The organism is Polyangium mundeleinium (assembly GCF_028369105.1).
Classification (GTDB): Bacteria; Myxococcota_A; Polyangia; order Polyangiales; family Polyangiaceae; genus Polyangium; species Polyangium mundeleinium.
Genome location: NZ_JAQNDO010000001.1, coordinates 8,123,634 through 8,142,679, shown reverse-complemented (window position 1 = coordinate 8,142,679; position 19,046 = coordinate 8,123,634). Strand labels below are relative to the sequence as shown.

Genomic DNA, 19,046 nt, shown 5'->3' with positions numbered 1-19,046 from the left:
TCCCCCCGCCGAATGCCGCGCGGGATTTGTCTTGTCCACGGCAGCGCATTCCTCCCCAGTCTCATCCGGCCGGAGCCAAGCGCGCGCATGCCCCCTTCCAGGTCCCAAGGCCTCTCCACCCGCCGGCAACTGCTGGCCTGCGCCGTCGTCGGGGCCGCGTCGACCGTCGCGTACGTCGTGTGGTCGCCCGGCGCGACGGTGAGGGACGGCCGCTACGATCTCGGCACGAACGGCATCTGGATGCAGCACGGCTGGCTCGGCGGCGACGGCTGGTTCACGCAGTATGGCAAAGAGGCGAAGAAGCCTCTGTTTCGTGATCCGCGACGGCTCGCCGAGGCCGCGGCGTTGCTCCGTACGCTGCTCGTGAACAAGAAAGAGCTGTGGCAGCAGATTTGTCCCGACGTGCCCTTCCCGGGGGAGATCCTCATTGCTGCCGCCCAGGATCTCCCTGCCCACGCCGTTGTGCGTGTCATGGCCAGCGCCGCCGCGGCGGGGTACCCGCGGACGAGCCTCATGATCCAGAAGCTCTCTTCCCCGCTGCGCTGAGCCTCTGCATCGAGCTCGGCGAGGCGCTCGACAGGGCTTCGTCGCGCGTGGCCTACTTGCAGACGCCCTTGGCTTCGGGCGTCTCGTGCGTGCAGCGTTTGCTGATGCATGCCTCGGTCTCGTTACACGCCGCGCCGGGGCCGCCCTTTGGCCTGCAGGTGCCGACCGCGTGGTCCCCGTCGCGGAGCAGCCCGTAGGTGCGTCTCCGCGCGTACCTGCCGTCCACGCGGTCCCCGGGATCGCAGTACGACGCCGCGCCGCAGGCTTTCTCGTCCAAGACGATGTTGCAATCGCTCCCGTCCGCTTGATTCGGGCCGATCGCCGAGTTACAGCCGCTCGAGAGGATCAGCGCCGCGAGCAGCCAGCCGATGTGTTTCATGGGGGCGATGGATACCAACGGCGCCCCTTCGTGGCAACTTCCGAATCACGCGCTCGTGCAAAGCCTCCACGCCGAATGCCGCGCGGGATTTGTCTTGTCCACGGCAGCGCATTCCTCCACAGTCTCATCCGGCCGGAGCCAAGCGCGCGCATGCCCCCTTCCAGGTCCCAAGGCCTCTCCACCCGCCGGCAACTGCTGGCCTGCGCCGTCGTCGGGGCCGCGTCGACCGTCGCGTACGTCGTGTGGTCGCCCGGCGCGACGGTGGTGGATGGTCGTTACGATCTCGGCACGAACGGCATCTGGATGCAGCACGGCTGGCTCGGCGGCGACGGCTGGTTCACGCAGTATGGCAAAGAGGCGAAGAAGCCGCTCTTTCGTGATCCGCGACGGCTCGCCGAGGCCGCCGCGTTGCTCCGCCGCCACCGTATCCGCGACGTGTTCCCGCACCTCTGCCCCGCCGAGCCCTGGGGGGCCATTGCGCCCCACGACCCGACCCAGACCGAGCGGTTCCTCGATGCATTCGAGGGGTTTCGCGTCCTGCCCTGGGTGGGCGGCGTGCTCGACGTGTCCGCCCGGCCAGACGATCGCGCCTGGCGCGAGGGGTTTACGCGTTCCATCCGCGCGCTCCTCGACGCCCACCCGCGCATCGCCGGGATCCACGTGAACATCGAGCCTTGCCCGAGCGGCCATGCTCGATATTTGACGCTGCTCGAAGAGCTCCGCGCGGGTTTGCCCAAGGGAAAACTGCTGTCGGTCGCCGCGTACCCGCCGACGACGATCCTGCATCCCTTCAGCGACATCCACTGGGACGAAGCGTATTTTCGCGAGGTCGCGCAGCGTGTGGATCAGCTCGCGGTCATGCTGTACGACACGGCGCTCACGAACGTGAAGCTCTACAAGAACCTCGTCACGCGGTGGACGCGCGAGGTGCTCGATTGGGCGGGAGCGACGCCCGTCCTCCTCGGGCTGCCGGCCTATGACGACCCGGGCGTCGGCTACCACCACGCAGACATCGAGAATGTACCGAATGCGCTCGCAGGGGCGAATGCGGCGCTGCAGGCGTATCCCCTTCTCCCAGCGAACTACCAGGGCATTGCGCTCTACTCGGACTGGGAGATGACCGAGGACGAATGGGGGACGCTTCGCGCGGCGTTCCTCCGGCCCGAGGGGCCGCGCGGCTAGCTCAATTCCCGTTCTTCAGGAGCGGCAGCGTGCCGACAGCCTCCGGGAGAGGGCCGTCGAACACGGTGCTTCCCCCGGCATTGAGCTTCAACGTCCCGCCCGCCTGATCCTCGCCGAAGCCCACCTCGACGCTCGTCCCGTCGTCGAAGGCCACGTTCGCGCCGATCGTCCCTGCGCTCGACGTCGGCGTGGCGCTCGCAACGGCGCCGCCCGGGGCGAGCAGCATCAGGAAGCGAGCTTGTCCGCCCGCGGCCGGGTCGCGCACGTCGAGCCGGTAGCCGCCGCTCATCTCCGATTCGAGCGCCGGCCAGGCGAGCACCTCGCCGCTGGGAAGTGCGGGGAAGAGCGGCCTCACGTCGAGCGAGCCTTGCGCGCCGCTCACCTCCCACCCTTGGCCGAGCGACGTCGGTGAGATCGGCGCATTGAGCTGCCATACGGCCTGGGCGCCGTCGTTCGTGTCCACGCGGTCCATCACCAGGAAGGCGCCCGGCCCCTTCAGGAAGAGCACCTCTCGATCCACGCGGCCCACGGCCCCTTTCCCCGCATAGACGGGCGTGATGTCCGCGCGCAGGTAGAGGAAGTGCGGCGTATCGTGCAGGGCCACGAGGTTTGCCGCGCCATTCTGCATCGTGACCGTGGCGCCGTTTTGCTCGATGCGCACGAGGTTGTGCGCCTCTTCGTTCTGGTAGATCCCCGAGTGCGACAGGATGTTCTGATCGTACGCCAACCATTCGCCCTGGTAGATCAGCAGCGAGCCCTGGTCGCGGTGCGCGTGGCTCTCCGTGAACGGGCCGGCCATGAAGGCGCCCCACGTCGCCTTCGTGTCCCAGCCATTCCGGAAGAAGACGTTTCCCGTGCCGGCGCCGTGGTACGTCGGGTGCAAGTCCGCGAGGGGGCGCTTCGCGTGCGCCGGCGCGCTGTAGAGGAAGTCATCGATGTACATGAACCGCTGCTCCATCTGCGGCACCGAGCAGGCGTCGAGCCAGGTCTGCGCCACGTCCGTGAGCGGATCGTCCGGGCCGAGCAGGTGGGACAGGAGCAGCACGTACGATCGGTGGTAATCGAAGAGGGCCGCCGTGCTGTCGCGCGCGTGGTCGCCGATCGGCGCGATGCGATCGAGGGTGGGCACGGTGGAATGGATGAGGCTCGGCAACGACGCGCGCGTGTGGCTCGTGAGATCCCAGATCCGCTCCCCCGTGCTCGATTCCCACAGATCGTAGAGCCGGAAGAGGTTTTTCATCGCCACGCCGTAGCCGGTGCCCTCGCGCGAGCCGCCGCCCTGGAGATCACTCGTGAACGTGGGCACGAGCTCGTTCTGGATCTTCGTCACGCGGAACGTGTCGAGCCACGTCTGCGCGCTCTCGTGCTCGCCGAGAGACGAAAGGCCGAGGAGCATCGTCGCGCGCAGGAACGAGTAATAGTAGTTGTTCGAGGGGTTCTCGATCGACCAACCGCTCCACGGGTAGGAGACGCCGCCCCAGGTCGCCTCTTCCGGGTGCCAGACGTTCCAGACCGCCTGGTTGGCATAGGCGAGCCAGCGGGCGCGCTGCTCGGGCGTCGTGGAGTCGAAGCACCAGTCATGGACCAGCGCGAGATCGCCGATGGTCTCGCCGATGTAGAGATAACTGTCGTGGGCCACCTCGGCGCGCTCGCCGGCGGTGATCAGCGCCTCTTCCGCGGCGACGCGCGTTTCGACTTCGTCGACCGCATAGGCGCAATAGGCCGCCTCGCCGGTGAGGACGCCGAGGAGCGCCGCAAAGTGCGGCTCGAACGCGTAAACATTGCCGTTTTGTAGGTGGCCGTCCACCATGTCGCGGAAACGCACGGCGGCTGGCTCGGCGGCTGCGAGCGCGGCGCCGAGCCGGCCGCGGTTCGCCTCGTTCAAGTAGATCCGCGGGTGCTCCGCGGGGATGACCGGGCCGCCCCCGCCGGCGGCGCCGCTCCCTCCCGCACCACCGCCGCCCATCCCGCCGGCGGCGCCTTGTCCGCCGGAGCCGGTGGTTTCAGGCGTGTCCGAGCATGCGACCCCGAAAGAAGACGCGAGAATCGCCAGGGCAGAAGCGAAGCAAAGTTTTGAAGAGACCATGGCGCATCATCGCCCATTCTGCGCATCGCAGGGGCGAAAATGAACGGAGGAGCGTCGTTGTCGCTCGACGAAGAGCGGATTTTTCTTGAAAGGATGCAAGCGGACCGCGACACCCCATCACCGGAATTCTGCGGTACCCGTGGGGGCCAGCGCCCCGACGGGCGCGCAGGAGGGGGAGGCCGAGGCGCGCCGCAGGAGCAGACGTCAGGGGCGCAGGAAGGACGCGGAGCCGACATCGTTACGGAGATTTAATGTAGCCCGTAACCATTACAAAAACGTATCGTCGCTCGTAACGGCGCGCGGCATTCGTCGGGCTATAGGTCTGCATGATGCTACGTTCCGCCATCGCGTGCGCCTTCGCGCTCTTGCTCACAGCTTGTGGCAAGGGGGCCCCCCCTTCTCCCGTGACATTAAAGCCTCCCTACGAGGCCCTCGACACCGGGCGCCTGCGTATTCGCGAAGACCTCGCCTCCCAGTTCAACTTTGCGCCCGCGCGCGCGAGTGACGTCCAGGCCAAGCTCCAGGGCTTCGGGCGCGTGGCGTTCGCGCCGAACGCCTCCTACGCCGTGCGCGTCCCGTTTCCGGCCTTCGTGGAGCGTGTCCACGTCGCCGTGGGGAGCGAGCTCCAGGCCGGGCAGGCCCTCGCCACGCTGCGCAGCAGTGAAGTCGCGCGGTTGCGCTCGGAGCTCGGTCGGCTGTCGATTGTGATCTCCGCCGAGAAGGACGGGGTCGAAAGGCTCGAGAAGCTCGTGAACCAGGGCGCCGCGTCGAGCCGGGATCTCGTCGAGGCGCGCGCGAGGTATTCGACGGCCAAGGCCGAATTGCAGGGGACGAGGCTCTCGCTCAGCGCGGCGGGCGTGTCCGCCGGCTCCGGCGACACGTTCGAGCTGAAGGCCACGGCCGGAGGTCAGCTCCTCGCGCGCTCGGTCGATCCGGGCGAGCGGGTCACGCCGGAGGACGACGACGCGGCGTTCCTCATCGGCGACGGCAAAAAGCTCGTCGTTCGGGCCGCGTTTCCCGAGCGGGACGCGCCGCTCCTCGCGGAGGGCGCGCCTTGCGCGTTCACGGTCCCCGCCCTCGGCGCCCAGCGTATCGAGGGGAAGGTGGTGCATGCGGTCCGGGCCGTGGACCGGCGCACGCATACGACGGAGGCGGCTTGCGCGCCGAATACGGACGAGCCGCGCCTGCGCGCGGAGATGAGCGCGCGTGTCGAGGTGACGGTGCGCGGCGCCGAGCGGACCCTCGTGGTGCCGCGCGGGGCTGTTCTCCTGCGCAGGGATGACCGCGTCGTGCTCGTGCAGATCGAGCCGGGCGTGCTCGAACGGCGCGTCGTGGAGGTCGGCTCGAATCTCGGCGACGACGTGCAGATCCTGAAGGGCCTGAACGAAGGCGACGACGTGGTCACGACGAATGCGGTCCTCCTGGACGGCGAGCTCGACCTCATCCTGTAAAGCTTATGTTCAAAGCCATTGCTCGTTTCGCCGTTCGTCGCTGGCCGTTCGTCGTCACGTTCGCGGCCCTGTTCGCGATCGTCGGCGTGCAGGCCTTCCGCAGCCTGCCCATCGAGGCGTTTCCCGATGTCACCGATCCGATGGTGGAGGTCGTCGGCCTTTATCCCGGGCAGGCGGCGGAGGAGGTCGAGAAAAAGGTCACGCTGGAGCTCGAACGTGTGCTCGCGGGGACCCCACGGCTCCGTGATCTCCGATCCGTCTCCGTCTTCGGGCTTTGCCTCATGACGCTCACGTTCGAGGAAGGGACCTCGGACTTCGAATTGCGTACGCTGGTCGCGGAGCGGCTGCGTGACGCGGAATTGCCGGCGTCCGCCGAGACGATCATGGGGCCCCAGGCCACGCCGGTGGGCCAGATTTACCGCTACACCCTGCGCGGGGACAAGCCCTTGCGGGACCTGCGGGCCATTCAGGATTTCGTCGTGGAGCGGCGCCTGCGCGCGGTCCCCGGCGTCGCCGAGGTCGTGACGTTCGGCGGGTTCGAGCGGCAATACCAGGTGCGCATCGATCCGGCCCGCCTCGCCGCGACGGGGATCGCGGTGCAGGAGGTCTACGAGGCCCTCGAAAAGACGAACGCCAACGCCGGGGGTGGGTATGTCGGCATTGGCTCGCAGGAGTTCGTGGTGCGAGGTGTCGGCGCCCTGCGCTCGCCGGCCGATATCGGCCTCGCCGTGGTGCGCGAGGTCGGCGGCGTCCCCGTGCTCCTGCAGGACATCGCCACGGTCGTCGAGGGGTCGACGCCGCGGCGTGGATCCGTGGGGCGAGGGCACGAGGACGAGGTGGTCGAGGGCATCGTGCTGCTCCGGCGCGGGCAAAACCCGAGCGTGGTCCTCGACGCCTTGAAGGAGCGCATCGAGCAGCTCAACCGTGATGTGCTCCCCCGCGGCGTCACGATGGACACGTTCTACGATCGAACCTCCCTCGTCGACGCGACGCTCGGCACGGTGAAGCGCAACATGGCCGAGGGCGCGCTGCTCGTCGTCGCCGTGGTGTATCTCTTCCTCCGCACGCTGCGCGGGGCGCTCATCATTTTCCTGGTGATCCCGCTCAGCCTGCTCGCCGCGTTCGTGGGGCTCAAGTTGATGGGCCTGCCAGCGAACCTCATCTCGCTCGGCGCCATCGATTTCGGGATCATCGTCGACGGCGCGGTCATCGTGCTCGAGACGACGCTGCACTTCATGCACGGCCCGCGGGCGCCGGGAGAGGACAAACGGAGCCTCATCGAGCGGGCCACGGGCAGCGTCGCCAAACCCGTCATCTTTTCGATGCTGATCATCATCGCGGCGCTCGCGCCCATCTTCTCGCTCGAGCGCGTCGAGGGGAGGATCTTCGCGCCGATGGCCTACACCTATGCCTTCGCGCTCCTCGGCGCCCTCGTCTGCGCGGCATTCGTCGTGCCGGCCCTGGAGACGTTCGCGCTCCCGGAGCACGGCGCCGCGGAGGATGCACGATGGCTGCAATGGCTGCGACGTAGCTACCTGCGGCTCCTCGCGCGGGCGGCGCGGATGCGCATCCTGGTGATCGCGGCGAGCGGCGCAGCCGCGCTCGGGGGCGCCGCTTATGCGAGCGGAATCGGTACGGAGTTCCTCCCAGAGCTGAACGAGGGCGGCTTTTACATCACGTCCACGTTCCCCTCGACCATTTCCCTCGACGAGACACGCAGCCAGGTCCGGCGGATCCGCGAGAAGATCCTCCGCTTGCCCGAGGCGGTGGACGTGCTCTCGCACATCGGCCGCCCCGAGGCCGCCACGCAGGCCGAGGGCCCGAACAACGCCGAGTTTTTCGTGCCGCTGCGCCCCGAGACCGAATGGCGCCCCGGCTCGACCCGGCGCACGCTGGAGGCCGAGCTACGCCAGAGCCTCCGCGCGATCCCGGGCGTGCAATACAACTTCTCGCAGCCGATCACGGACCGCGTCTTCGAGACCATCTCCGGCATCATTGGCCAGGTGGTCGTCAAGGTGCACGGCGAGGACCTGAAAGGTTCGACCGAGCTCGCCGAGAAGATCCGCGAAAAACTCGGCCAGGTGCAAGGCGTGACCGATCTCGCGATCTACATGGCCGGGGACAACCCGCAGCTCCGGATCGACATCCACCGCGATGCGATTGCCCGCCGGGGGCTCGCGATCGACGACGTGCAGAGCACGATTGCAGTTGCGCTGGGGGGCGCGGTGGCGACGGAGGTATGGGAGGGGGAGCGGCGTCACGGCGTCGCGCTGCGGCTGCCCGACGCGGTCCGCGCCGACCCGAGCGCGCTCGGGCGCCTGGTCGTGGGGGAAGCGGAGAACCGCGCGACGCTCGGCGAGGTCGCCAAGATCGAGCTCGGGACGGGGCGCTCCGCGGTATGGCGTGAAGATTTCTCGCGCTTCGTCGCCGTGAAATTCAACGTGCGCGGGCGGGATCTCGGGAGCGTCGTGGAGGACGGGCAGCGCGCCGTGGCCACGCTGGGAGCGCTGCCGGAAGGGACGTACGTGAGCTGGGGCGGCGAGTTCCAGAACCAGCGGCGCGCCATGCGACGGCTGGGGATCGCCTTGCCGCTCGCGGTCCTCGCGATCCTCGCGATCCTGTACGCGAACTTCCGGCGCTTGCGACCGACGTTGATGATCCTCGCGTTCCTGCCGCTCGCGCTGGTCGGCGCCGTCGCGGGGCTCCGGCTCATGGGGGAGAATTTCTCGGTGAGCAGCGCGGTCGGGTGCATTGCGCTCCTCGGGCAGCTCGTGCTGGCGGGGGTCTTGATATGCTCGCGCATCGACGAGATCGCCGAGACGAACCCCCATGGCGCGATGCTGGAAGGCGCCGAGGTCGCGTTCCGGCCCGTCGTTCTCACCACCTCGCTCGCGCTCCTCGGCCTGCTCCCCGCGGCGCTCTCCCATGCGATGGGGAGCGAGACGCAAAGGCCCTTCGCCATCGCCATCATCGCCGGGCTCCTCGCCGGGATCCCGGCCATTCTCTTCGTTTTGCCGGTCGCGTATGCAGGTCGACGCCGCGAGGCGCCGGTGGAGGTTGTCCCATGCGATTCCTGAAGCGTGCCATGCGGCGCGGGCTCGGCCCCGGGGCCTGCCTCCTCCTGCTCCTGGGGGCCCTGGCGGAGCCCGCGCGGGCCGGCGTCGACGCCGCGACGACGATGGGCGAGACGCCCGCGGCCCCAGGGTTTTCGCTGGCCGACGCGCTCGCGGCCCTCGATCGGCACCCGCAGCTCGTGTCCGCGCAGGCCACGGGCCGCGCCGCGGCGCACGACGTCGTCGCGGCGGGGGTCTGGACGAATCCACAGATCAACATCCAATATGCCCGATCCCTCGGGTACACCACGTACGATCCGCTGCTCGGCGCAGGGCAGATCGGCGTGACGCAATTTCTGGAGACGAGTGGCCTGCCGACGGCGCGGCGTCGCGCCGCAGAGCTCGAACGGGACGCGACGCACGCCGATACGGGCGCCACGCGGACGCGTCTCGCACTCGAAGTGCGCCGAGCCTTCCTTGCGCTCGCAGGCGCCTTCGAGCGGAAGAATGTCGTCGTGGGGACGCTCGCGCAGGTCGAGCGGGCCCGGGGCATCGTCGAGGCGCGCGTCGCGGGTGGGCTCGCGCCAAGGTATCATGCGTCACGCATGGCCATCGCCGTCGCAGACGCGCGCGCGGCCGTCGAGGAGGCCGAAGCGCAGATCGCGACCGAGCGAGGCGCATTCGACGTCGCCGTCGGTCCAGGCGCGTCCGCGCTCCTGGGAGCCCCGAAGATCGATCTGTACGAATCGTCGTCCCTGCCATCGCTGAGCAGCTTCCGGGACGCGGCGAAAAACCACAACGCAGAGGTCAACGCCATGCAGCTCCGCGCGCGCGCCGCGGCAGCGGAGGTGGACATCGCCCAGCGTTCGGTCTTCCCAGGAATCGCAGTCTACGGCGGCGTCGGCGTCGGCCAAGGAATCGGGCCGAACAACGAACGGCAATACGATGTCCTCGTGGGCGTGACGGTCCCCATTCCGTCGCTGGACCGCGGCCAAGGCAGGATCCCAGCTGCGCGCATGCGAGCCCAAGCATGGTCGAGCGCCGCAGACGGTCTCACCCTCGAAGTCGACCAGCGCGTCCGAGCCGAGTACGCCGCCGCGAGCCGGCGCCGCATCGCCCTGGAAAAATATCGAGAATCAGCGGTCGCGTCGAGCGCAGCCATGGTGAGCGAAATCGAAGCCGCCTACAGCGACGGGCGCCTCGCGGTGCTGGAGCTGGTCGATGCCTACACCTCCGCGCGCGACGCAAAGCTCCGGTTCGTGGACCTGGCCGTGGATGCCAAGATCGCCGAGGTGGCCCTATGGCAAGCAGCCGGCGTGGCGCCCTGAGCATGCGTCTCTTCCTTGGGGCCAGGGAGCTGGGGCAAAGCCCCAGCTCCACGCCTCAGAGGATGTTCCGCAGGATCTCAGGTGCTCCGCCGAGCGGTCCAGGTGATTCCGCAAAAGGTCCAGGCGATTCCGCAACAGGTCCAGGCGGGCCACGTCCCGGGTCCACGCGCGCCTCCGTCGACTTCACGCGCGCCGTCCTCGGCTCCGTGTGGCCGCCTTGGGACGTCCACGCGTCCGGCGGAGAGCCGCACGCGCTCCCGGCGGAACCCCACGCATGGCTTCGCCGAACCCCAACCGCTCGCCCCTCGGGTCCAGGCGCCACGCGCACACCCCTCGCACGGTCCTAGGCCAGGTCCACGCGCTCCCCGGTCAGGTCCACGCGGGCGGCGGTCAGGTCCACGCGCTCCCCGGTCAGGTCCACGCGGGCGGCGGTGAACCCCACGACGTTCCGCATCAACCGCACGTGGTCCCGGGTCAGCTCCACGCGCCCCTGGTTTGGGACCATGTGCCGCTCCCATGGACACGCGGTCTCGGCCCGGGACGCCGACGCGTCGGACGGGCCGCTTCCGCCGTCCGGCACCTGAAGAGCGTTGGTCCTGGACGAACCTCGGTTGGCCCGTTATGTCGGCTCCTCGGGGATCTCGGGCGAGCCGGGCCAGGTGATGCCCACCTTCCGAAGGCACTGTCGGGCGAAAGCCAGTCGCGACGGGTCGGGCGGGGCCGGAAGGAGTGTCGCGAGCTCGTCGGTCGTCAGCTCCGTCGGGCCAGCGAGGGCGCGGGCGGTCACCGCGTCCACGATCGCCTGGATGGGCGCGGCTCCCCTTCGGACGAGCTGCTCCGCGATCTCGGCGGTGATTTTTCGATCATATCGCAGCGGCAGCCGACCGTCTCGGAGCGCGCCCCACATAGCCAGCCGGTGCGCACCGCTGGCCGTCGGGTCGTCGAACATCGTGCCTGCGACACGATCGCCGTAAAGCCAGAAGCCCACGCCCGCCCACTTCTCCCCGTGCTCCGGCCCCAGCCGCCGTGCGCTTTGCGGTTGACCTGGAGGATCCGCACCCGCTCACGCTCGAGTGCGGCTCACCAGACGTCGCAGCGCTGCTTGGGGTTCAGGGCCTTGCCCTCGGCGCATGAGAAGGCGCGGGCGAACTCGGGCATGTTCGAGACAGACCCGTTTACCCGAAATTTTGCCAGCGAATGCGGGTCGGTCTGCAAGAGCGTGCGCGCCCGCTCTTCACGCCACTTCGTGCACTGAGACTGGCCGAACGACAGAAAAAACTGTTGGTCTTCGTCGAACCCGTCGGCCCAAATGCGCTCTTCTGCGCTCTTTCGCAGGGCGCGATACGCGCGAAAGGCGAGCTTGAGGCCACCGATATCGGCGATGTTCTCGCCGAGGGTCAGCTTGCCATTGATCTTCACGCCGGGCAGGGGCTCGTAGGCCGAATACTGGTCGACGACGCATTGCGCCCTGGCCTCGAAGCGCCTGCGCGTTTCAGGCTCCCACCACGACGCGAGGTTGCCCTTGCCGTCGTACCGCGAGCCCTCGTCGTCGAAGCCGTGGATGAGTTCGTGGCCGATGGTCTCGCCGGTCGCGCCCATGTTGACGGCCAGGCTAGAGCGGGCCGAGAAAAAGGGCGGCTGCAAGATGCCTGCCGGGAAGGCCATTTGGTTGAGCTGCGGGTCGTAGTAGGCGTTCACCGTGGGCGGGCTCATTTGCCAGTCTTCGCGGTCGACGGGCTTGCCCACCTTGGTAAGTTGGCGCTTCACCTCGAAGGCCCGGCCGGCGAGCACGTTGGCCGCGTGCACCTCCTTGTCGAGAGAGAAATCATAGACGCGCCACGTGTTCGGGTAGCCGATGAGGTAGGCTATCTGCTGGCGCTTTTCGCGGGCGCGCTCTTTGGTTTTTTCGTCCATCCAGTCGAGCTCGCCGAAGCGCTCGTCGAAGGCCTCGCCGATGGCGACGATCATCTGCCGGACGACGTCGCGGCTCTCGCCGGCGAAGTGGCGGGCGACGAAGAACCGGCCGAGCGACTCGCCGAGAGCGGCGTCGGTGGCGGTCACGCAGCGCCTCCAGCGGTCTCGCTGCTTCTGCTGGCCGCTCAAAAACCGCCACATGGTGAACGATTCGTCGTCGAACCTCTTTGGCAGCGCGTTGGCGGTGGCGTTCAGAACATGCCACTCGAGGTAGGCCTGCCACGCCGCCGGCTTGGTCGACGCGAGCAGGTGCTCGAGGCCCTGCAGAAAGCCCGGGGCGGTGACGTTGAAGTCGTGCAGGCCTTCGAAGCCCAGGCCCTTGAAGTAGGCGCTCCAGCCCCAGGTGGGCGCGAGGCGCGCGAGCCCTGCGCGGTCGACCTTGTTGTACATGCCGGACGGGTCGCGCCGCTCGATGCGCGTCTTCGAGGCGCGGGCGAGCGTGGTCTCGATCGCCATCACGTCGTCGGCGGCCTTCTTTGCATCGGCGGGCTTCTTGCCGGCAAGCTGCATCATGCGACCGACGTGGTCGAGATAATGCGTTCGAATCTCTTTCGACCGCGCGTCGTCGTTCAGGTAGTCGTCGCGGTCGGGCAATCCGAGGCCGCCCTGGTCGAGGCGGGCGATGACGCGCGTCGCGTCCTTCGCGTCTTGCTCGCTGCCGATGACGAAGATCGAAAAGATGCCGTGTCGGTGCAGCTCGGCGACGGCGGCGACGAGCGAAGGCAGGTCACGCACCGCGCGCACTTTCTTTACAAGGGGGTCGATGCCCTTGGTGCCGGCGGCCTCGAGCGCCGCTTCGTCGACGCACGTGCCGTAAAAGGTGCCGACGGCCTGAAGCGCCGGATCGCCGGTCGACTGCGACGAAGCGCTCTCGAGAATGCTTCTGAGTGCGTTCTGGTTTCGTTCGACGATCTCGATATTGCGACCCACGCGGGTGCGGTCGGCGGGTATCTCGTTCTTGGCAAGCCAACCGCCGCAGGCGTATTGATAGAAGTCTTGGCAAGGGGCGGCGGTGCGATCGAGCGCGGTCGGGTCGAGGCCGACGTCGCCGAGCGTGACGTGCTTTTCAGGGGGGGCTGGCGCCGTCACCGGGGTGGGGCTCGGGCGGGGCGACGCGGGGGTGGCCACCGGGGGGCGGCTGGCGTCACAGGCGGCCGTCGCTGCCGCGAGAACGGTCAGTATGAAATATCTCAACCCTGTCATGTTTGTAGATTGTAGGGCAAAAACCAGAGCTGTAACTATCATTTTGTTCTCGTCGTCGATGCTGCCTCTCGGCCGAAATCTTGTACGTCTTCGCCCGAGGCAGCCTGGCATTCGAGGTTCGTGACTGAGGAAAGGCCGGTGTGCGCGAGGTCTCGTCGGCCCACGTGGCGCATTGTGCGGGAGAGTTCTGTTCCGACCGCGGGGGTCCTACGCATGGCGACGGGCGTCGGCGTGTGGTAGCCCACGAGCGCCACAAAAACGACCCCTCGCGAAAAACTCGGAGTCACCCTTCCTGCCCTGCGGCCAATACAAGGGCATGGGGCACAAACCGAAGGACAAGCCAGGGGACCGTCCAGGCTTCCTCGCCCGGCTCGTCGAGGTGCGCGCAGATATCGAGCGCTTCCTCGCGAGCGAGGGCCTGAAACGAGCCAACAGCAACGATGGCATCGAGGACAAGGCGCAGAACGTCCTCACCACGGCCGTCAAGAGCCGCGCCAACTACGACCCCGAAGCCGGCGATCTCCGCGCCTGGACCCTCGGGATCGCCGCGAACGTCGTGCGTGAAGACGACCGCGCCAAGCGGCGCTACGACGCGCGGTTCTCCGCGGAGGACGGCGAAGCGGACTCCACGCCCGCGCCGACCGCCTCCCCCGAGCGCCTCGCGCACTTGCGCGACGTGCAGCGGAAGGTCGTAAAGGCCATGGAGGAGATGCCAGCCGAGTATTTCCAGGTGCTCATGCTCGTTGGCATCGAGGGTTGGTCGCACAAAGAGGTCGCCGAGGAGCTCGGCATCTCGGAAGACTTGGCGAAGAAGCGTCTCGAACGAGCTCGGGGGTTCCTCCTCAAAAAGAGCGGCCTTTCGCGTGATGATCTGCACGCCTTCATGCCCCTTCTGTGGCTCGTCGGGGAAGGGCACGCGTCTCGCCTCGAATGGATACGCAAGCTCCTCGGCTTCTCCCATCCGGCAGGAAATGCGCTCGGCGCGGTCGTGCTCGACGGCGTAGCCCACGGACGTCTCCCAGAAGCTAGACACAGCACCGGCCATCCCCTACCATAAAGGCGAGCGAATGCAGATCGCTTGCATGGAAGGTTTGCGTGTCCAACCGATGAAGAAACACTGCCGTTGCCGGCATTGTGGCGCCATTGGCCATTGTCTTCGCATTTCTACAGATGGAGCCGGTTGCGGCGGCCGAACCGGCCTGTCCCAAAATGGGCTAAGTCGATCCGTGTGAAGAAGCGTGCTATGCCCACGCGGAAGCACGCGAGGCACGATGCGCAGAGGTTCAAGACAGGGACATGAAGCGAGCATGTTATTCCGCAAGCAACGACATGCTAGGGACTTGCATTAGAAATTGCGTAAGACTCCGCAAATGCAAATGATGGCCGAGCGCAAGCTCACCTTCATCGAGAATGGGACAAGACGGCGGCGTGTCGTACGCGTTCGATTAGGGGTTCCGAGACGTGACGAAAAGGGGCCAGATTGGTTGGTTGAATACGAAATCATCGGCCCTGGCCCCGATCACGTCATCCGACGGCACACCAAAGGAATTGACGCGATCCAGACCCTTGTCATGGCGTTGAACGTGATCATTCCCGCCCAACTCGAAAATCTCGCAGATTTGGCCGGAGGTCGCTTGCTTTTCATTAAAAGCGCTGACCTCGGGTTCGTACATATACCAACCGAGCCGAAACCATAACCACGAAGCGACGGCGCAGCCCCTCGCGAGGCGGCGCGTGCTCGGCGCGTCGTGCTCGACGGCGCAGCCCTCGCGACTCGATCAACGCGGGGCCGGTCGAAGCAGGTCGGGCCCGAGCTACTCCGACCGGCGGAGCACGCCCCCCGAGTTCGGCCACTCCCGGTTATCCGGTCACACCGGCTGTCGCAGCAGATCCACCACGTCGAGCTCGAGCGCCCTCGCGAGCCGGTCCATGTTGTCCACCGAGATGTTCCGCTCCCCGCGCTCCACCGACCCGACGTACGTCGGATGCAGGTCCGCGAGCTCCCCGAGCGCTTCCTGCGACAATCCCTTGGCCTTCCGGGCGGCGCGGAGGTTTTTCGCGAACCGCTCACGAGCCGACATTCGGGGTGCTGACGTACGCCGCGCCATGGCGGCAAGCGTCTCAGGACCCCGGGGCGAGGGTCCACAGGTCGTGTTCCGATCCAGGCCAAACCTGTGGTGGCGTCGTTCCTCGACGAACCCCGAACCACGAACGATGCCTCGTTTGGCCCTTCTCCTCCTCGCAGCCCTGGCGCCGCTCTTCGCGGCGTCGCGCGCGGATGCGGACCCCGAGCCGCCGCGCCCAGCGTTCCGGCTGCAATACGCGGTTGCGCCATCCACGCTCAACTGTCCCCCGGCGTCGAGCCTGGCCGCGCTCATCAACTCGAAGTTCGGCTACGACCTGTTTCCCGACGATGCGCGCGCCACGCTCGCCGTCACGATCCGCCCGAAGGTCGGGCAGTTCGAGGCCGAGCTGCGTGGCCTCGACGCCGCAGGGGCGACGCAGTGGCAGACCATGACCCCGAGCGAGGCGCCCACGTGTGCGACCCTCGTAGAGGCCCTCGCGCTCCGCGTCTTCATGCAGTTCGCGACCCCGATCGGCGAGCTCCCGCCTGCATGGACCCTTCGGGCGCCGCCACCTCCTCTGCCGGTTCCACCTCCTGTCCCTCCGCCTTCCTCCGGTCCTCCCCCGCTGCCGCAGGCTTCAGCCCCCGTCATCTACTCTCCCCCCGCGCGCATCGTCACCCGTGACGATCGACCGTTGCCTTTCCAGCCATCGGCTTGGACGCCCCGGCTCGAGCTCTCGGCCGCGTTTGTCGCCGGATTCCTGGACACACCGCACGTGGCCCTGGGGGGTGCAGGGCAGATCGCGGTGCGCTGGGATGCCATCCCGTTTGTCCTTGCGTTCGAAGGACGAGGGGTGGTGGATCCGGTTGAAAGCATTGAGGGAATCAGCGGACACCATTCGCTTTTGATGGGCACGCTGCTCGCCTGCTTCCCGACAGGGCGGTTCCGCGCATGTGCGTTCGGAAGTGGAGGCGTGTACGACGCGGCCCCGGTACGCGGTCGTGCCGCGCAGGGCAGAGTCGCCCCGGTTGCCGGGTTCGGGTTTCGCGGTGCCTACGACCTGCACCGCAGCGATCGAATCATCTTGCGTCTCTACGCCGATGTATTTGCTCCGACGCTACGGGCCAGCTCAAGCCTCGGAACAGATGCTGGAAAGCTAGAGCTTTGGACGATGAGCGTAGTCTTGCCCTCCGTCGGCTTCGCCGTGGTAAAACCCTAACGTACTTTTTCGACCGAGGATGACCCCGATGTATGTGACCATGTGGCGTTTGACGGTGTTCATCGCGGCAGTTTCGACAGCAAGCTGCGGGATCTCCGAGACGATTTACTTCCCCCTCGATGCCGGCACTGACGGTGATGTTGGCACTGACGCGGGCGACGCCGGCACGGAGAGCGACTCCGGCGAGCCCGAAGCTGGCAACTTCTGCGGCGGCCAGTGCGTCGCTTTTCGCCCGCTCGGAGGATGGAGCGACCCGATCCTCGTCTGGTTTGGCCCGCGAGGCGCGAGCCCTGGTTGCCCATCTGTGGCGCCCGAGTTTCACTTCACGAAATACGCCGAGATCATCTCTGCACCACCTGCCGCGTGTGACGCGTGCATCTGCAAGCCCTCGATCGGCAAGTGCAGCCCATCCTCGACCTTCACAGCGCAGAGCACCCTGTGTAAATCTCCAGATCCCATCACGACCTCCTTTGACGCGCCCGCCGATTGGGATGGAACCTGCACCCAGGAAAACCCCGTCCCCGCGGGCGCATTGTGTGACGGTGCGCCATGTGTTCGATCGTTGTCGATCGGACCCCTTGCAGTCGTCGAGGAGTCCTGCGAGCCCGATCTCCTTGAGATCCCGAAAGCCGATTTCGCACCGCCCACCTGGGCACAGGAGGCCACGGTCTGCGAGGGCCTCACCGACACCGGGCACGCCGGGTGTGGCTCCGGCGCCATGTGTATCCCCGAGCCTGTGCCCCCGGCGTACCTCGCCTGCGTCTATAAGGAGGGGGATGTCCCGTGCGAAGGGGAGCACTACACGGAGCGACACGTCTTCTACGGTGATTTCGACGATCAGCGCTCTTGTTCCCCGTGTGGCTGCGGTCTCGTGTCGGGGAGCGTCTGCACAGCCACGGCCTCGATCTACACGGACGTGGCCTGCACCGTGGCTCTTCTCGGGGGCGTACCAGCGTCCTCCTTGGATAGTCCCTGCTTCGACCTGACCCCGGCCGGCGAGGCCCTCGGAAGCAAGGCCATGACGAACATCAAGTACCACGCGGGCGCCTGCGAAGCGACGGGAGGCGAACCCCAAGGGGCGGTTGTCGAGGTGCTTCCGGCCACGTTCTGCTGCATCCCGCAGGACAAATAAGATTTCTGATGTCCATCCGGCCCGCCCAACCCAATACTTCCGGGGAGTGAGACGACGTGCCGCCATCATGAAGCGAGCCACCGGGGAGCTTCCACCTCTCCCGGACGACCCGCGCGAGGCCCTGAAGGTGCTCGCGCCGCGGGTTCTCCAGTGGCTACGCGTGTTGCCGGTCCCGTGGGCGCCCGTACCGTACAGACGACGCGCCGACGTGGCGCAGGACATTCTCCGGAGCGCGCTCGAAAGCCTGCCGCGGTACGATCGGAGCAAAGGATCGGTCGCTACGTGGCTGTACGAAATTGCGCGTCGGGTCTCGCGTGACGCACTCGTGCAGGATCAGTATCGCGGCGGCTTCATCGCCGACGATGATGTCTTACAAACGGCTGGGGAGGGCAATCAGGAAGAGGAATTCGCGCTGCACGAGCGTATCCGGATCGTGCGTGAAGTCTTGACCGAGATGGAGCCCCGCCTGCGCGAGGTGCTCGAGGCTCGCGAGTTCGCGACGCTCACCGTGCGCGAGGTCGGCGAGCTCGTCGGCGTTCCGGAGAGGACCGCGAAAGAGTGGATCGCGCAAGCTCGCGAGGACTTCCGGGAGCGTGTCGAGAAGAAGCTCGGCAAAGACCGGAGCGTCGCGATGCTGGCGCCGCTGCTCACCATCGACACGCTTTTCGCGCATCTGCGCGACAGGGGACAGTCGGTCTCCGCGGAGGAGCTCGGGCTGCTCCACGCTGCGCTGCAAGAGGCCCCGGCCTCTGGGGTGCGGTCTTCTCGCTCTGCCTGGTGGGAGCTCGCGGGCAGCTCTCTTGGCGGAGGTGTGGTGGGGGGCGTGATCATGTATCTGCTCCTGCGTCCCGATCTCCGAGCGCGGCCATGGCTCGACGCGCGGCCCTTGGCCGAACGCATTGGGGTGGTGGCGGCGGCTGTGCCGCGTCCAATGGATGTCCCCGATCCCGAACCGGCACCGTGGGCGGACACTCCTTTGCCAGCGAGCACGCAGCGGACAAAGCCGGTGCTCGTGGATGCGAGAGCCATCCTTGAGGAGGCATTTCGTGCAGCGCTGGCTCGCAATGTTCCCGCGGCGCAGGATGCTCTTCGCCGGTACGACCAGCGCTTCCCGCAGAATCCACATCCGGAGCTGAAGGCGCGGGTCGTCGAGGTGATGTCGAGCCTGAAAGTTCAAAGTCATTCGGCGCAATGATTTCGTTGCCCATTCAGGCCAGCCAACCCAATACTCATCGATAGCTGGTCGAGCCGTATCCGGCGCGAAGCGAGGTTCGACAAGGTTACGTTGCGCGCTCCCGGAAGGGCGCGAGGGCACCTCTCTGGGCGAGTCGCGTCCGTTGCGCCCTTCCAGGAGCACTTTCTATCGGATCACGAGCATCACGAGGGCGACGGCTGCTTCGCGGAGTCGCTTTCGTCTAGGCATGAGG

Annotated in this window: 17 protein-coding genes; 10 read left to right on the top strand and 7 right to left on the bottom strand. The window is 67.2% G+C overall.

The features are described 5' to 3' along the window. Positions 1 to 87: 87 nt before the first annotated feature. Positions 88 to 546, top strand: coding sequence for a hypothetical protein (locus POL67_RS32400; RefSeq protein WP_271924230.1), 459 nt, complete (start codon positions 88 to 90; stop codon positions 544 to 546). A gap of 52 nt (positions 547 to 598) precedes the next feature. On the opposite strand, the gene POL67_RS32395 is transcribed toward POL67_RS32400, so the two are convergent. Further along, entirely contained in the window at positions 599 to 925 is a 327-nt protein-coding gene (locus POL67_RS32395) for a hypothetical protein (RefSeq protein WP_271924228.1), read from the bottom strand. 150 nt (positions 926 to 1,075) lie between these two features. Between POL67_RS32395 and POL67_RS32390 the strand changes: the two genes are divergently transcribed. Further along, the gene (locus POL67_RS32390) at positions 1,076 to 2,107 is read left to right on the top strand and encodes a glycoside hydrolase family 18 protein (protein WP_271924226.1); all 1,032 of its coding nucleotides are present in this window, start codon (positions 1,076 to 1,078) and stop codon (positions 2,105 to 2,107) included. Between the two features lies 1 nt (position 2,108). Here the strand turns inward: POL67_RS32390 and POL67_RS32385 are convergent, their stop codons facing one another. Further along, on the bottom strand, positions 2,109 to 4,193 hold the full coding sequence (locus POL67_RS32385) for a hypothetical protein (protein WP_271924224.1): 2,085 nt from the start codon (positions 4,191 to 4,193) through the stop codon (positions 2,109 to 2,111). 326 nt (positions 4,194 to 4,519) lie between these two features. Here POL67_RS32385 and POL67_RS32380 point away from each other — a divergent pair, with 326 nt between their 5' ends. The 3 genes from POL67_RS32380 to POL67_RS32370 are packed head-to-tail and all read left to right on the top strand — an operon-like array spanning position 4,520 to position 10,025. Continuing rightward, complete coding sequence (locus POL67_RS32380; RefSeq protein ID WP_271924222.1) at positions 4,520 to 5,644, top strand: efflux RND transporter periplasmic adaptor subunit; 1,125 nt, start codon at positions 4,520 to 4,522, stop codon at positions 5,642 to 5,644. A 5-nt stretch (positions 5,645 to 5,649) separates the two neighbouring features. Then, on the top strand, positions 5,650 to 8,721 hold the full coding sequence (locus tag POL67_RS32375) for an efflux RND transporter permease subunit (RefSeq protein ID WP_271924220.1): 3,072 nt from the start codon (positions 5,650 to 5,652) through the stop codon (positions 8,719 to 8,721). Further along, positions 8,709 to 10,025, top strand: coding sequence for a TolC family protein (locus tag POL67_RS32370; RefSeq protein WP_271924218.1), 1,317 nt, complete (start codon positions 8,709 to 8,711; stop codon positions 10,023 to 10,025). The genes POL67_RS32375 and POL67_RS32370 overlap by 13 nt, the downstream gene beginning before the upstream one ends. A 343-nt stretch (positions 10,026 to 10,368) precedes the next feature. On the opposite strand, the gene POL67_RS32365 is transcribed toward POL67_RS32370, so the two are convergent. The 3 genes from POL67_RS32365 to POL67_RS32355 form a co-directional block, all read right to left on the bottom strand. After that, positions 10,369 to 10,530, bottom strand: a complete 162-nt coding sequence (locus tag POL67_RS32365) for a hypothetical protein (protein WP_271924216.1) — start codon at positions 10,528 to 10,530, stop codon at positions 10,369 to 10,371. Positions 10,531 to 10,644: 114 nt separating this feature from the next. Beyond that, complete coding sequence (locus POL67_RS32360; protein WP_271924214.1) at positions 10,645 to 11,013, bottom strand: hypothetical protein; 369 nt, start codon at positions 11,011 to 11,013, stop codon at positions 10,645 to 10,647. Between the two features lie 92 nt (positions 11,014 to 11,105). Continuing rightward, positions 11,106 to 13,127 (bottom strand): M13 family metallopeptidase, encoded by a 2,022-nt coding sequence (locus POL67_RS32355; RefSeq protein ID WP_271924212.1) that lies wholly within the window; start codon positions 13,125 to 13,127, stop codon positions 11,106 to 11,108. Positions 13,128 to 13,518: 391 nt separating this feature from the next. Between POL67_RS32355 and POL67_RS32350 the strand changes: the two genes are divergently transcribed. Both POL67_RS32350 and POL67_RS32345 read left to right on the top strand, forming a co-directional pair. Next, positions 13,519 to 14,259, top strand: a complete 741-nt coding sequence (locus POL67_RS32350; RefSeq protein ID WP_271924210.1) for an RNA polymerase sigma factor — start codon at positions 13,519 to 13,521, stop codon at positions 14,257 to 14,259. Between the two features lie 313 nt (positions 14,260 to 14,572). After that, the gene (locus tag POL67_RS32345; protein WP_271924208.1) at positions 14,573 to 14,899 is read left to right on the top strand and encodes a DUF6968 family protein; all 327 of its coding nucleotides are present in this window, start codon (positions 14,573 to 14,575) and stop codon (positions 14,897 to 14,899) included. A gap of 171 nt (positions 14,900 to 15,070) precedes the next feature. Here the strand turns inward: POL67_RS32345 and POL67_RS32340 are convergent, their stop codons facing one another. Beyond that, positions 15,071 to 15,283 carry a helix-turn-helix domain-containing protein gene (locus tag POL67_RS32340; RefSeq protein ID WP_271924206.1) on the bottom strand — a complete coding sequence of 71 codons (213 nt, stop codon included), beginning with the start codon at positions 15,281 to 15,283 and terminating at the stop codon, positions 15,071 to 15,073. 142 nt (positions 15,284 to 15,425) lie between these two features. On the opposite strand from POL67_RS32340, the gene POL67_RS32335 reads away from it, so the two are divergent. Beyond that, positions 15,426 to 16,487 (top strand): hypothetical protein, encoded by a 1,062-nt coding sequence (locus tag POL67_RS32335; protein ID WP_271924204.1) that lies wholly within the window; start codon positions 15,426 to 15,428, stop codon positions 16,485 to 16,487. 318 nt (positions 16,488 to 16,805) lie between these two features. Here the strand turns inward: POL67_RS32335 and POL67_RS32330 are convergent, their stop codons facing one another. After that, the gene (locus POL67_RS32330; protein ID WP_271924202.1) at positions 16,806 to 16,946 is read right to left on the bottom strand and encodes a hypothetical protein; all 141 of its coding nucleotides are present in this window, start codon (positions 16,944 to 16,946) and stop codon (positions 16,806 to 16,808) included. 103 nt (positions 16,947 to 17,049) lie between these two features. Here POL67_RS32330 and POL67_RS32325 point away from each other — a divergent pair, with 103 nt between their 5' ends. Further along, positions 17,050 to 17,619, top strand: a complete 570-nt coding sequence (locus POL67_RS32325) for a hypothetical protein (RefSeq protein WP_271924200.1) — start codon at positions 17,050 to 17,052, stop codon at positions 17,617 to 17,619. A gap of 67 nt (positions 17,620 to 17,686) precedes the next feature. Then, positions 17,687 to 18,814 carry an RNA polymerase sigma factor gene (locus POL67_RS32320; RefSeq protein WP_271930925.1) on the top strand — a complete coding sequence of 376 codons (1,128 nt, stop codon included), beginning with the start codon at positions 17,687 to 17,689 and terminating at the stop codon, positions 18,812 to 18,814. Positions 18,815 to 19,046 lie beyond the last annotated feature (232 nt).

Coding starts and splice junctions, on each gene's coding strand:
- POL67_RS32400 (WP_271924230.1), top strand. CDS start 88: ATGCCCCCTTCCAGGTCCCAAGGCCTCTCCACCCGCCGGCAACTGCTG.
- POL67_RS32350 (WP_271924210.1), top strand. CDS start 13,519: ATGGGGCACAAACCGAAGGACAAGCCAGGGGACCGTCCAGGCTTCCTC.
- POL67_RS32380 (WP_271924222.1), top strand. CDS start 4,520: ATGATGCTACGTTCCGCCATCGCGTGCGCCTTCGCGCTCTTGCTCACA.
- POL67_RS32345 (WP_271924208.1), top strand. CDS start 14,573: ATGCAAATGATGGCCGAGCGCAAGCTCACCTTCATCGAGAATGGGACA.
- POL67_RS32320 (WP_271930925.1), top strand. CDS start 17,687: ATGAAGCGAGCCACCGGGGAGCTTCCACCTCTCCCGGACGACCCGCGC.
- POL67_RS32365 (WP_271924216.1), bottom strand. CDS start 10,530: ATGGTCCCAAACCAGGGGCGCGTGGAGCTGACCCGGGACCACGTGCGG.
- POL67_RS32390 (WP_271924226.1), top strand. CDS start 1,076: ATGCCCCCTTCCAGGTCCCAAGGCCTCTCCACCCGCCGGCAACTGCTG.
- POL67_RS32340 (WP_271924206.1), bottom strand. CDS start 15,283: ATGTCGGCTCGTGAGCGGTTCGCGAAAAACCTCCGCGCCGCCCGGAAG.
- POL67_RS32330 (WP_271924202.1), bottom strand. CDS start 16,946: ATGGGATCTGGAGATTTACACAGGGTGCTCTGCGCTGTGAAGGTCGAG.
- POL67_RS32385 (WP_271924224.1), bottom strand. CDS start 4,193: ATGGTCTCTTCAAAACTTTGCTTCGCTTCTGCCCTGGCGATTCTCGCG.
- POL67_RS32370 (WP_271924218.1), top strand. CDS start 8,709: ATGCGATTCCTGAAGCGTGCCATGCGGCGCGGGCTCGGCCCCGGGGCC.
- POL67_RS32375 (WP_271924220.1), top strand. CDS start 5,650: ATGTTCAAAGCCATTGCTCGTTTCGCCGTTCGTCGCTGGCCGTTCGTC.
- POL67_RS32395 (WP_271924228.1), bottom strand. CDS start 925: ATGAAACACATCGGCTGGCTGCTCGCGGCGCTGATCCTCTCGAGCGGC.